Raw genomic sequence first — 12,308 nt, 5'->3', positions numbered from 1 at the left:
AGAGGATTTTCAAGTAATAAGCGAGAAAATCCTCTTGTTTTTTTAATAATAGGGAAGAAGGAGATCGAATATGATTACAAAGATAATGAGAAAAAATGCATGGGAAGTAGCAAAAATAAAAAGAGAAATAATTGAAGATTCACTTACAAAAGAAGGGTTTATTCATTGTTCTTTTTTAGAACAATCGCTTGAAGTTGCAGAAAAACATTTTAGTACTGACATGGAGCTAGTTTTACTTGTAATTGACCCAGAATTTGTTCATGCGGAAATAAAATATGAACTGGCGTCTAATGGTCAAAATTATCCACATATATATGGAACCGTAAATGCTGATGCTGTTGTGAAAGTAGTAGAACTTCAGAAAGAAAATGGCGTCTATGTTTTACCGGTAGAGTTAGAGCGTAACTAATAGAATACATTTGTTAATTTGTTAACCTCATAAAAGGATTTTTGATTTGTATTATCGAAATACTGAAAGGGATAAAACGAAATCGAGAAGAGGCGTACAAATGGAGGAAGTAATCAAGAAAATAAAGGAGATAAAATCAGGTCAGGTAGGTATAGTTGTTTATTCAGCAGAAAGTCAAAATATTGTCGCTTTATATAATGATGATGTTGTGGTTCCATTAGCGTCAGCAGCAAAAATTGCAATTGGATTTGCTGTAGCCAAAATGATTGAAGGAAAGCAGGTTCGCTGGAGTGATGAAATCGACAATATAGCATTTAGTCATAAAGAGGATAGTAAAGAAATATATCCACATTTGCAGGGAAGAACAGTGTTAACACTCAGAAATGCTGTGGAAATAATGATTGCATGTCATGACAATTGTATTGCACAATCTGTTGTAGGCTTTTGCGGGGGATGGGAAGAAGTAAATAAGAGAATTCAAAGTTCTTTTTCAAAGATTAATATTACGAAAGACCCAAGGGATGCGAAAAACGTTGGGAAATTAAAACAAGTTCTTAAACTTTTAATTCGTATATTCCAAGGATATGAATCGAATCCAATGTTATGGGAACCCATTATAAATGGGATGGTGAGACAACAAGGAAACTATGAGGGAATACCAAATTACCACCTGACACATATGACAGGTGGATTACCTACTGCTTTTATAAATATTGGTATACTAGGAACATTTCATGAAAATCCATTGCTTTATGTGATTGGCGGAATGGATTTACCAAATCGTTACGAGAATCAAGAAGTTGATTCTAAAATAATAGAAGTTTTAAGGTGTCTGTATAAAGAGTGTATAGAAAAAGAAATGAAATATGTTCATATATAAGCAGAAGGATTTATTATTGTTAGCATTTTGGCTAGAAAAAATAAAGATAATTAAATGTGTGGATCAAGAGAAAAGGGCGTTTAGTTCTTATTTCATTGATAGGAAGGGAAGTATTATTATATGAAAATTATTGAACAGTACACGCCAAACGAAAGTGAGTATATAAAAAATAAAGTAATCCAATACAATATGTCTGTACTACCAAATGAAGTGAAAAGCCCATTAGAGCATGTAAGCTTTCTAGTAAAAGACGATGAGGGCAAAATATTTGGCGGCATAACAGGAACGATGTATTTTTATCATCTTCATATTGATTTTTTATGGGTGGATGAATCAGTGCGTCATGAAGGATATGGTAGTCAACTACTAAATAAAATCGAAGAAATCGCAAAAGAAAAAGGATGTAGATTAATACTGCTTGATTCATTTAGTTTTCAAGCACCTGAATTTTATAAGAAGCACGGGTATAGAGAGTTTGGGGTAGTAGAGGATCATCCTAAAGGGTATAGCCAGCATTTTTTAGAGAAACGTTTAGAGATATAACATAATTATATTATGTAACTTTGTAATCGAAGCATCAATAAATGTAAGAGGTGAAGAAAACATTGGAAGCAACACGTACATACTGCCTTTCAAAAAGAAAAGTAACGGAAGATTCTCCAGATGGATGGAATGCAACATGTATGAGAATTTATAATAAAATATTTGCGATTGTAAACCATGAAAAAGGGGAGAAAACAGCGATCACATTGAAATGTGATCCCAATATCGCATTGCGAATTCGAGAAGAATATCCGGATTCAATTATTCCTGGTTATCATATGAATAAAAAGCATTGGAATACAGTTTACATAAATAAGGGCTTAGGACAAGAGGAAATTAATAAAATGGTAGATTGGTCTTATGATTTAGTTCTGCAGTCTCTTTCGAAAAAGATACAGAAAGAGATTTTGGGAGAGGAATAAACGGTGTCTTATCCATTCGATTGCCTTACACTTTATTAAGTAAATTCTACGAATAAGAAAATGAAAGGAAGAGAAACAGTATGTCAAGACTACTACATGAATTATCTAAACCGGATAGCGAGATACTACGCCCCAAAGTATTAGGGCGTTTAAAAATTACTTCGGGTAAATTGGTTGCTTGTGATCCTCTTATTTTTCATAAAAATCATTTCGAACATACAATTCAGCCAGGTGCATATCCAATTATTGCTTGGTGGAACGAAGAAGATGGTGTAATTGCTGGTGCTGAATTGAAACTATCGAAATCAAAGGTGACAGAATGGAAGATGGCAACAAAACCGGGGCAGAATGCAAGTGAACTAGAAGAAGGCTTTATTTTTGGATACCCAGTCGATACAGGTATAGGATGTTTTGCAGATGTTGAAGCAATTGATAAATTAGAAGAAATAGAAGATAGACTACAACAAGAATTAGGAGACGAATTTATAAGCTTGTATGATGATTTGATAGACGATATTCTAACAGAACATGATGATGAATGGGGAAACTGTGTAGTTTGTGAGGAAACGGGTAGTAATATTATTATGTTCCGTTCAGGTTATGGTGATGGTTTTTATCCTTCCTATTGGGGAGTTGATGAGAAGGGAGATATAGTTTCAATTGTTACTGATTTTCAAGTGTTGTATGAGGAATAAATAAAAGTTTGTTGCGATAAGAGAGGATTTAGGAATGGGTTATAAACGAAATAGGATACTGTATGCGGTACTAACGATACTAGTAATTATCTTAGGATTAGGGTCAAGAAAGTTTGCGTATGCTTTACCAACTCTATTAAATGACTATTTAGGAGATGCACTATGGGCTCTCATGATTTTCATTGGATTTGGATTCCTTTTTCATCAAATGGGGACCAAAAAGGTTGCTTTATTGAGTTTGCTATTTTGCTATTGTATCGAGATCAGTCAATTATATCATGCGGAATGGATAGATAGTATACGAGCAACAACTTTAGGAGGACTCGTATTAGGCTATGGGTTTTTGTGGAGTGATGTATTGGCTTATACGATAGGGATTGGAATTGGCACGTTCTGTGAATTCGTTTTTCGAAAAAAATTATAGGTTTGAGAAAAGTATAAAAATAAGAATTTCAAAATCCCTTTTCACAAGTGTGAAAAAGGGATTTTAATTTATTATTTTATAACTTTATTAACAGATAAATCTTTAATCATAAGAATATGTGGAATACCATCTTCCATAAATACATCCGATGAAGTTTGATAGCCAAGTTTATTGTAAAATCCCTCTGCATGTGTTTGCCCATGCAGTTTCACCTTAGAGATCTCTTTTTCTCTAGCAATCTCTTCTAATGTTTGAATAATGATTTTACCTAAACCGTATTTTCGGTAGGGTTGTAAAATGCAGATTCTTTCTAGTTTACCAATGTTATCAATAAATCTAATACGCCCAGTTCCTACAGGCATTTCATTAAAATAAACTAAAATATGATGACATATATCGCTTAGTGTATCAAATGTATCAAATTCATCTTCTAGAGGAACATCTTGTTCTTTAACAAATACTTCTTTTCGAATGTGAAAGGCAATTTCTAAATCAATTATTTCTTTTATTTGTTTTGATTGCAACTTATTCAGTCCTTTCTGGTAGGTTCGGAAAATTATGATACTGTTTTTATATACTAGGGTGTATTATTATTTTATTTTATATGTACTAAGAAATGTATTGGTATACACATTCACATCGAAAAACTTGTCTCATATTATATAGAGATAGATGTTTCACTTAAAGGATGTGATAACATGAAAAGTTCAGATGAAGAGATTCAAGATTTGCATGAAGAAATTGATGATTTAAAAGTAACAATTAAAGAACTTACAAAAGATATTCGACTTATAGAAATGCGTGTACTTATAAATAAAAAAGATATAGCGACAATTAATAAACAATTAGAAAGAATTAAAATGAATACAACTTGGAGTTTGAGAATTATTATAGGTGCAGTTTTAACAGGGGTAGTGGGTTTAATAATAAAAGTAACATTATAATTTGAACTACTCCCACTTTCACTTCGTTTGGAAGTGAAAGTGGGAGATGAATGGTCTATTTTAGATAAAATTAGTGTTAATTTTTCTGGTTTTTAGAATGTGAAACCATGGTTACTTGAATTAGAGAAAACATATAGTGATTTTCTGTAAAAAGGTATATATGACAATATAGCAGTTTTAACAAATAGAATTATAATGAAAAGGCTGACTATAATTATACAGCCAGCCTTTTCATTATAATTCTTTTATACCGTTTTCCGTAGCAATAATCGCTGTATCTACCATATTAATAAATAAACCAGTTTCAATCACACCGGTTATCATTTTTAACTGCTGATGAGCTTTGATCGGTTTGGTTATTTGGTTTGGAAAAACACAATCTAAGATCATATTGCCATTGTCTGTTATAAATGGTTGATTGTTTTGGATACGCAAAATCGTCTGGCAACCTAATGATTGAATTCGTTTTGAAGTTTGTTCCCAAGCGAACGGTACGATTTCAATAGGAAGAGGAAATAGACCTAAATCTGTTACAAGTTTTGATTCATCAGCGATTATGATTAGTTTTTGAGAAGACACAGCAACTATTTTTTCACGAAGAAGAGCACCACCGCCCCCTTTAATTAACTGTAAATCCGGGTTAATCTCATCAGCACCATCAATCGTAAGATCAAGAGAATCTATTTCACTTAAAGAGATTAAAGGAATAGAAAGTTGCTCCGCTAAATTCTTCGTTTCTATTGAAGTAGGTACAGCTTGAATCGTTAAACCTTCACTGACTAGCTGTCCTAATTTTTGGATTGTCCAGTATACAGTGGAACCAGTGCCAAGGCCGATATTCATTCCATCTTTTATAAAATCAACAGCGTATTCACCAGCTAAACGTTTTAAGTTCATTATCATTCTCCCAAAGTTATTCCGCAGGTCGTGGTCCAGCGTCTAATCCGGAATTTTCAACTGTTAATATGGGACGAACAGTAAGGTCTGTATGTACGTACATTTGACATGACAATCGCAAATGATCTTCAATACCTTTTTCTGTAATCGCATTTTTTTCAACATGTGTTGGCTCCTGAAAATCTCCATCTATAATTTCAACGCGGCAAGTGGTACAACGTGCTTTCCCTCCGCAACGATGAAGAATATTGACACCATTATCTTCAAGTGCTAGTACTAATTTTGTTCCTTCTTTTACATCAAACGTGCCACTACCAATAACGGTTAATTTTGGCATATTATTGCCTCCTCATTTAAAATTCTACATAACATATTTATGACCCCATTTTCGTAATCGTAAACGTTGTAAAATTTTTTATCAGACCCGTAACTTTTTTATCGGTAAAATCGTTTATAAAGTAAGCGCTGAAAAGGAGTGGTTATTTTGTGCACAAAAGTAACTCGAATGTTAAAAAATCATATTGATATGAATCATTCAAATATAAACTTTATCATTGAAAATTATGCGGAGTTAAAAAGGTACTGTACGTTTTTAACAAAAAGCAAATGGGACGGAGAAGACCTTGCCCAAGAAACGGTTTGTAAAGTACTCCAAAAATATGTAGGTGCAGAACATAAAGAGGTTTGTATTACGCTTCTATATAAAATTGCTCGAAATCAATGGCTAGATCAAATCAAAGCAAAATCAGTTAAGAAGAAATTAGAGCAGGAGATTACATTTGAAGAACCACATGAAAAAATTGCTGATGTGCATGAGATGGCGGAGAAAGTTTTGTCTTTATTAAATGTACAGCAATCCGTCATCTTCTTATTAAAAGATGTTTTTCAATATAGTTTATCCGATATTGCGGAGATATGTTCAATATCAGAAGGTGCAGTAAAGGCTTCGTTGTTTCGAAGTAGAAATAGATTGAAAACGGTAAGTGAAGAAGAGGTGATTGAATTAGGAGGGCAGGAGGATGATGTTGAAGTAGTTGTAACAGCTATTCGTGAACAAAGACCAGAATTGTTGACAAAACTTCTTCCAACAATCGACTTTACACATCTATCATCGAAGCAGCCAGTACTACTATTCAATACGAAAACACCTTCTTCTTACGGTTATATGCTGTGCGCAGCTTAAAAAGTAGATGGAGGGATTATGATGAATGCAATTCCGTATGTTGTAGAACAAACAAAATTAGGAGAGCGCTCCTATGATATATATTCAAGGTTGTTAAAAGATCGTATTGTTATGATTGGATCAGAAATTAACGATCAAGTAGCAAGCAGTGTAGTCGCACAGTTATTATTTTTAGAAGCAGAAGATGCGGAGAAGGATATCTTTCTATATATTAATAGCCCAGGTGGTTCCACTACAGCAGGATTTGCGATATTGGATACGATGAATTTGATTAAACCAGATGTTCAAACACTTTGTATGGGATTTGCAGCGTCATTTGGAGCATTATTGTTGCTTGCTGGAGCAAAAGGAAAAAGATTTGCGCTTCCAAATAGTGAAATTATGATTCATCAGCCGCTTGGCGGAGTGAAAGGGCAAGCGACAGAGATTGAAATAACTGCAAAACGAATATTAAAGTTAAAACACGATATTAACAAAATCATATCGGATCGAACAGGTCAGCCGATTGAAAAGGTAGCTCTTGATACAGAAAGAGACTACTTTATGACAGCGGAAGAAGCAAAAACATATGGTATTGTTGATGCTGTAATTGAAAAAAAATAACAAAAACAGGCCAGAGAACATTGGGATCTCTGGCCTGTTTTTGTATAATAAATTAATCTTTTGTCCATGTATCCACTAATGCTTGATTCTTTTTAATCCAGTTTCGTGCAGCTTCTTCAGGATCCTTTATTTTATTTAACATAACCATTAAAGTACCAAGTTGTTCATCATTCATTTTCCATTTATCGAAGTATTTCACAATTTCCGGATAATCTTTTTCAAATCCTTTTCGTACAGAGTAATAAATGTCGTCTTTTTCACCATATACTTTCTTAGGGTCTTTTAAATATTTTAAATCAAATTCTGAAAATCCCCAGTGTGGATTCCAAAGCGTTACAGCGATTGGTTTCTTTTGTGTATATGCTTTTTTTAGCTCACTCATCATTGCTGCTTCTGAGGATTGGACAAGTTTTAGCTTTATATCATATTCTTTCATTGCTTTATCCGTTAAATTCATAAGGCTACTACCAGGTTCAATACCGACAATCTTATTATCAAATTCATCCTTATGAGCATTTAAATCCTCGATGCTGTTAATGTCTTTCATATAAGAAGGGACGACTAAACCAAGCCCAGTTCCTTCATACCATTTTGATTTTAAGACAATGTCATTTTTATACCGATCATTTAAGGGTTTATCGGTAACCGGAAGCCATACTTCTAAGTTTGCATCAACATCACCGCGGGCGACACCAGTCCAAATGGCTGCTTTTTCTAAATACATGAGTTCAACTTTATAGCCTTTTTGTTCTAATAAAACTTTCCACATATTTGCTGCCGCAATATTTTCTTTCCAACTTGTTACACCAAGTTTAATTTTCCCTTTCATATTTGCATTCGTAGCATTACAAGAGGTAATAATCATGCTGATAAATAACAAAATGCTTATAAGCCATATTTTCCGTTTCATTGAATCCTCCCGTTTCATAAATAAAAATTGTTTTGTTTCATTTTGGATAGCATTGCTTTTATGAATAAATCTATAAGTGAACCTTCTTATTATGAACGGAAACAAGAATTTTAAAAAAAGCTTAATAATCCTATATAAATGGGCGGTGATATTCTCGCCTTAAAATTTATCCAAAACAACAAAGTTAAGTAGGAAATCAATTGCTCGTAAAAGTTCGATTCGTGAGGGCTAATAATTAGTGGGGATGACGCTCCCACTGATTAAAGTTTCACTTTATGTCATTTCTATGTAATATTTCTGTTTAAAATCGTTACACTATGTGAATAGATAGGCAGAAAAGGAGTCGTTGTATGGGAAATGCAAAAGTTCGTGTTGAAAATGTAACGAAGGTTTTTGGAAAAAACCCGCAAAGAGCAGTTGCACTACTAAAAGAAGGAAAAAGTAAATCGGAAATATTGAAAGAAACAGGAATGAATGTTGGTGTGAAAAAAGCCACTTTTGAAGTAAACACGGGGGAAATCTTTGTAATTATGGGATTGTCCGGAAGCGGAAAATCAACGCTTGTACGAATGTTAAACCAGCTAATTAAACCAACTGCGGGTCATATTTATATAGATGGAGAAGACATTGCAACGATGGGGAAAGAAGCGCTTAGGAGAGTTAGAAGAACAAAACTGAGCATGGTCTTTCAAAAGTTTGCGTTGTTTCCGCATCGTACAGTTATACAAAATGTTGCCTATGGTTTAGAGATACAAGGAGTTCCAGTAGAGGAAAGAGAAGAAAAGGCACTGGAATCACTTAAGTTAGTGGGATTAGATCATCATAAAGATAGCTTTCCGGGACAGTTAAGTGGAGGAATGCAGCAACGTGTTGGGATTGCAAGGGCTCTTACGAATGACCCAGATGTTCTTCTCATGGACGAGTCATTTAGCGCATTAGATCCACTGATTCGAAAAGAAATGCAAGATGAATTGTTAGAGCTCCAAGATAAAATGGAAAAAACAATCATTTTTATTACGCATGATTTAGATGAAGCGCTCCGAATTGGCGATCGTATTGCGTTAATGAAAGATGGAGAAATTGTACAAATCGGAACGCCTGAAGAAATTATGATGAGCCCTGCGAATGAGTTCGTAGAGAAATTCGTTGCGGATGTGAACCTAGGAAAAGTCATTACTGCCGAATCGATTCTGAAAAGACCAGAAACATTATTAATTGATCGTGGACCACGTGTAGCGCTGCAAATTATGAGAAATGCGGGTGTGTCCACTGTATATGTAGTCAATAAAAAGCATGAATTTTTAGGTATTTTAACGGCAGATGATGCGAGCAAAGCGGTGCACAAGCAATGGCCAATTGCTGATTTGTTAATAAAAGATATTTCTCATGTTTATTTAGATACATTGCTAGAAGAAACATATGCAAAAATGGCAGAGATGAAGTTTCCATTACCAGTTATTGATGAGAAAAATAGGCTAAGAGGGATTATCAAACGTGAAAGCGTCATTCAAGCACTCGCAGGAAATATTGAGGAAGAGGTGAATAAAAATGAATAGTATTCCTCGTATTCCGTTAGGTGAATGGGTCGATGCGTTTGTAGAGAGTTTATATGCAAACTTTGAAGGACTGTTTCGAGGATTTTCGTATGTCATTGGCGGTTTTGTTGATTTACTTACGAATCTTTTATCAGTGATTCCAGCACTTTTAATGATCATAATCGTATGTTTTCTCGTTTGGTATACAACACGTAAAATATCTTTAGTGGTTTTTACGTTAATCGGCTTATTATTTATTTTAAACATTAACTATTGGGGACAAACGATGCAAACATTAGCACTTGTTCTTACATCAGTCATTATTTCCATTATTGTTGGGATTCCAATCGGCATTTTAGCATCGCAAAATGAACGATTTTCAAAAATTTTAAAACCAACGTTAGACTTTATGCAAACAATGCCAGCCTTTGTGTACCTTATCCCAGCAATTACATTCTTTGGAGTGGGCGTTGTTCCAGGCATTATTGCATCTGTTATTTTTGCGATGCCACCGACAATTCGATTTACTGACCTTGGTATTAGGCAAGTGCCAGAAGATTTAATTGAAGCTGCAAATGCATTTGGTTCAACTACATCGCAAAAGTTATTTAAAGTTCAGTTACCTCTCGCAACGGGAACTATTATGGCTGGTGTAAACCAAAGCATCATGCTGTCCTTATCAATGGTTGTTACAGCTTCACTTGTAGGAGCACCAGGACTTGGGGTAGATGTATATCGTTCTGTAACCCAAGTAAATATTGGAATGGGATTTGAAGCTGGACTAGCTATTGTAGTCATTGCGATTGTATTAGATCGGATTACACAAGGATTTCATAAGAAAAAAAGAGTGTAAAAAGAAATGAAACACGCATTGTAAGCGAGGTTACGATGCGTGTTTTTTATTTGAATGAAAGTATAGAATGAAACAGGGTTACATACACACAATTACCGAACCTCCAGCTGGTGCACACACTTGATTTTGCTGTTGTTCCATCGATTTTATTATAGGAATATAAAATGATTTTCTTCTGAATAATCTGAAATATAGGGTGTTTTATGGTATTATTATGGTAAATTTAAGGAATAGAGGAATATACATGTCTACACAAAGTCACTTTGAAAAACACTGTTTTATATGTCAGAAACATAAAGGAGAAATTAAGGTGCCAGGCGGGGCGATCTATGAAGATGAACTCGTATATGTAGGGCATGTTCATTGGGGGGAAGAGGAAACATATCTTGGGTATGTAATGATTGATATAAAACGGCATATACCAGGATTAGCTGAATTAACAGAAGAGGAAGCGAAGATTTTTGGATTAGTTACAAGTAGGGTCAGTCGAGCATTAAAAGAACGTGAGGGTGCAGAACATATATATGCTATCGTTTCTGGTAATGGGGCAAACCATATGCATATGCACCTCATTCCTCGTTACCCAAATACACCGCAGGAATTTTGGTCTCCGACAAAGATAGCAAGTTGGAAAGGTGCACCTCATGGACAAGCAGAAAAAATACAAAAACTATGTGAAAGAATACGAACGTATATGGTGAACGAGTATGCATATAACAAATAACAGACAATATTCATGGGTTGGTAGCGACGAAATGTATTTAGGGGAAACTTCAGTTCAGCAACATGGTGAGATAGTGCTTGGTAGATATATGGTGGAAATACGAGTGCAGGCGCAAAGAAGAATGAAGACGGCGCTTTTGTTTGGTCAAATGGAGACTGGGAATTTGCGATGATATTAGATGGACACAATAGTGCAGAAAGTGTCGCTTTAGTAGTACATACAATAAAAAATGAATATGAAAATATAAAAGTTTTATTAGAAGAGCCTATCGAAACAGCATTTCGTTCTGTTGAAAATCATATCCTTACACTTTTTCAATCGGATTCGTTCAAACAGGCGTGCGAGCAAGTAAAAGGTGAAACAGCTTGTTTGATTTGTGTACGAAAAGAAAATTATATTTGGTGGTTTTCTATCGGGGATTGTCTCGTTTACGTATTGCATGAAGAGCTACATAAACTAGGACAACATGCACTAAATCAACGTCATTTTTATGAATGGATTGGGCAGATCAATACATTTTCTTTACCAGTTCCTTGTTATTCATCTGGTGTTCGAGAATTACGTAAAGGGAAAAATAGAATTGTCATGGTAACGGATGGTGTACTAGAATGCGGAGAACGTCGTTATGAAAATTCGCATCATTTGTACGAAGATATGTATGAAAATAACCTGGAATTAACGACATGTGTTCAAAATGTTTTAAAACATGTACATCATCAGTTTGGACGAGATAGTGCAACGATGATTAGCTGGGACTTTGAAAACTGTACGTATGCTACTTATCCGAGTGATCAACCAGAGAAAAAGTTAGAAAGAGACTAGAAATGAAAAGACCTGTACTACGAGCGGAAGCTCTTATCATAAATGAGGGTTATTCTAGAGTTCTCGTTCAGTGTGATAAACAAGAAACATTTTACCGTTTTCCTGGTGGATCTATTGAATTTGGTGGAACAGCAAGCGAAGCAATTAATCGGGAGTTATTGGAGGAATATGATCTACAAGTTCAAGTGGAAGCATTAGCGATTGTAAATGAACATATATTTCAAGTTGATGGGAATTCCTATCATCAATGTACGTTATTTCATTGGTGTAAGCTGGTAACGGAGATCAATGAAGTGTTAGTTCATAAAGAGCATGAAAATATTATTCTTACATGGAAAAATATACGAGAGTTGAAAGGTAAACCGACGTATCCCGAGGGAATTGTTTCTTTAATAGCATCAAAATACGATAATGTCTCGCATTTACTTACAAAAAGGACATATCTCTAATCAAAGGGAAGGAGA

At 34.6% G+C, this 12,308-nt stretch carries 17 protein-coding genes and 1 pseudogene; 14 read left to right on the top strand and 4 right to left on the bottom strand.

Annotated features, from left to right (window positions below; genetic code table 11):
* Positions 1 to 70: 70 nt before the first annotated feature.
* The 6 genes from LOK41_RS08925 to LOK41_RS08900 all read left to right on the top strand — a co-directional run bounded on the left by LOK41_RS08925 (position 71) and on the right by LOK41_RS08900 (position 3,373).
* Positions 71 to 409, top strand: coding sequence for a DUF952 domain-containing protein (locus LOK41_RS08925; RefSeq protein ID WP_241816153.1), 339 nt, complete (start codon positions 71 to 73; stop codon positions 407 to 409).
* Between the two features lie 100 nt (positions 410 to 509).
* Complete coding sequence (locus LOK41_RS08920; RefSeq protein WP_241816152.1) at positions 510 to 1,289, top strand: serine hydrolase; 780 nt, start codon at positions 510 to 512, stop codon at positions 1,287 to 1,289.
* A 120-nt stretch (positions 1,290 to 1,409) separates the two neighbouring features.
* A complete protein-coding gene (locus LOK41_RS08915) occupies positions 1,410 to 1,832 on the top strand; it encodes a GNAT family N-acetyltransferase (protein ID WP_241816151.1) in 423 nt (140 codons plus the stop codon).
* A 62-nt stretch (positions 1,833 to 1,894) separates the two neighbouring features.
* Positions 1,895 to 2,254, top strand: coding sequence for an MmcQ/YjbR family DNA-binding protein (locus tag LOK41_RS08910; protein WP_241816150.1), 360 nt, complete (start codon positions 1,895 to 1,897; stop codon positions 2,252 to 2,254).
* An 80-nt stretch (positions 2,255 to 2,334) separates the two neighbouring features.
* Entirely contained in the window at positions 2,335 to 2,949 is a 615-nt protein-coding gene (locus LOK41_RS08905) for a DUF4241 domain-containing protein (protein ID WP_241816149.1), read from the top strand.
* Between the two features lie 34 nt (positions 2,950 to 2,983).
* Positions 2,984 to 3,373 carry a ribosomal maturation YjgA family protein gene (locus LOK41_RS08900; protein ID WP_241816148.1) on the top strand — a complete coding sequence of 130 codons (390 nt, stop codon included), beginning with the start codon at positions 2,984 to 2,986 and terminating at the stop codon, positions 3,371 to 3,373.
* 71 nt (positions 3,374 to 3,444) lie between these two features.
* On the opposite strand, the gene LOK41_RS08895 is transcribed toward LOK41_RS08900, so the two are convergent.
* Entirely contained in the window at positions 3,445 to 3,897 is a 453-nt protein-coding gene (locus LOK41_RS08895) for a GNAT family N-acetyltransferase (protein ID WP_241816147.1), read from the bottom strand.
* 174 nt (positions 3,898 to 4,071) lie between these two features.
* Between LOK41_RS08895 and LOK41_RS08890 the strand changes: the two genes are divergently transcribed.
* Positions 4,072 to 4,317: a hemolysin XhlA family protein gene (locus LOK41_RS08890; protein WP_241816146.1), complete on the top strand. Its 246-nt coding sequence runs from the start codon at positions 4,072 to 4,074 to the stop codon at positions 4,315 to 4,317.
* A gap of 234 nt (positions 4,318 to 4,551) precedes the next feature.
* On the opposite strand, the gene rpiA is transcribed toward LOK41_RS08890, so the two are convergent.
* Together rpiA and LOK41_RS08880 are read right to left on the bottom strand one after the other, a co-directional pair.
* A complete protein-coding gene (gene rpiA, locus LOK41_RS08885) occupies positions 4,552 to 5,214 on the bottom strand; it encodes a ribose 5-phosphate isomerase A (protein ID WP_241816145.1) in 663 nt (220 codons plus the stop codon).
* A 16-nt stretch (positions 5,215 to 5,230) separates the two neighbouring features.
* Positions 5,231 to 5,551: a 2Fe-2S iron-sulfur cluster-binding protein gene (locus LOK41_RS08880; protein WP_174099932.1), complete on the bottom strand. Its 321-nt coding sequence runs from the start codon at positions 5,549 to 5,551 to the stop codon at positions 5,231 to 5,233.
* A gap of 147 nt (positions 5,552 to 5,698) precedes the next feature.
* On the opposite strand from LOK41_RS08880, the gene LOK41_RS08875 reads away from it, so the two are divergent.
* Positions 5,699 to 6,397, top strand: a complete 699-nt coding sequence (locus LOK41_RS08875) for an RNA polymerase subunit sigma-70 (RefSeq protein WP_241816144.1) — start codon at positions 5,699 to 5,701, stop codon at positions 6,395 to 6,397.
* A 21-nt stretch (positions 6,398 to 6,418) separates the two neighbouring features.
* Positions 6,419 to 7,000: an ATP-dependent Clp endopeptidase proteolytic subunit ClpP gene (clpP, locus tag LOK41_RS08870; protein ID WP_241816143.1), complete on the top strand. Its 582-nt coding sequence runs from the start codon at positions 6,419 to 6,421 to the stop codon at positions 6,998 to 7,000.
* 52 nt (positions 7,001 to 7,052) lie between these two features.
* Here the strand turns inward: clpP and LOK41_RS08865 are convergent, their stop codons facing one another.
* Positions 7,053 to 7,910, bottom strand: a complete 858-nt coding sequence (locus LOK41_RS08865) for a glycine betaine ABC transporter substrate-binding protein (RefSeq protein ID WP_241816142.1) — start codon at positions 7,908 to 7,910, stop codon at positions 7,053 to 7,055.
* 350 nt (positions 7,911 to 8,260) lie between these two features.
* Here LOK41_RS08865 and LOK41_RS08860 point away from each other — a divergent pair, with 350 nt between their 5' ends.
* The 5 genes and pseudogenes from LOK41_RS08860 (at position 8,261) to LOK41_RS08840 (ending at position 12,293) form a co-directional block, all read left to right on the top strand.
* On the top strand, positions 8,261 to 9,466 hold the full coding sequence (locus tag LOK41_RS08860) for a quaternary amine ABC transporter ATP-binding protein (protein ID WP_174099929.1): 1,206 nt from the start codon (positions 8,261 to 8,263) through the stop codon (positions 9,464 to 9,466).
* Positions 9,459 to 10,298 carry an ABC transporter permease gene (locus tag LOK41_RS08855; RefSeq protein ID WP_174099928.1) on the top strand — a complete coding sequence of 280 codons (840 nt, stop codon included), beginning with the start codon at positions 9,459 to 9,461 and terminating at the stop codon, positions 10,296 to 10,298. Before LOK41_RS08860 ends, LOK41_RS08855 begins: the two co-directional genes overlap by 8 nt.
* Before the next feature lie 244 nt (positions 10,299 to 10,542).
* Complete coding sequence (locus LOK41_RS08850) at positions 10,543 to 11,022, top strand: HIT family protein (protein WP_241816141.1); 480 nt, start codon at positions 10,543 to 10,545, stop codon at positions 11,020 to 11,022.
* Positions 11,006 to 11,844, top strand: a pseudogene (locus LOK41_RS08845) (PP2C family serine/threonine-protein phosphatase). The gene LOK41_RS08850 and the pseudogene LOK41_RS08845 overlap by 17 nt, the downstream one beginning before the upstream one ends.
* A 2-nt stretch (positions 11,845 to 11,846) precedes the next feature.
* Positions 11,847 to 12,293: an NUDIX domain-containing protein gene (locus LOK41_RS08840; RefSeq protein ID WP_241816140.1), complete on the top strand. Its 447-nt coding sequence runs from the start codon at positions 11,847 to 11,849 to the stop codon at positions 12,291 to 12,293.
* Positions 12,294 to 12,308: the final 15 nt, after the last annotated feature.

It is taken from the genome of Bacillus sp. TL12, from assembly GCF_022625245.1.
Classification (GTDB): Bacteria; Bacillota; Bacilli; order Bacillales; family Bacillaceae_G; genus Bacillus_A.
Note: the sequence above shows the minus strand (reverse complement) of the source record. Positions and strands in the feature narration are given on the sequence as shown.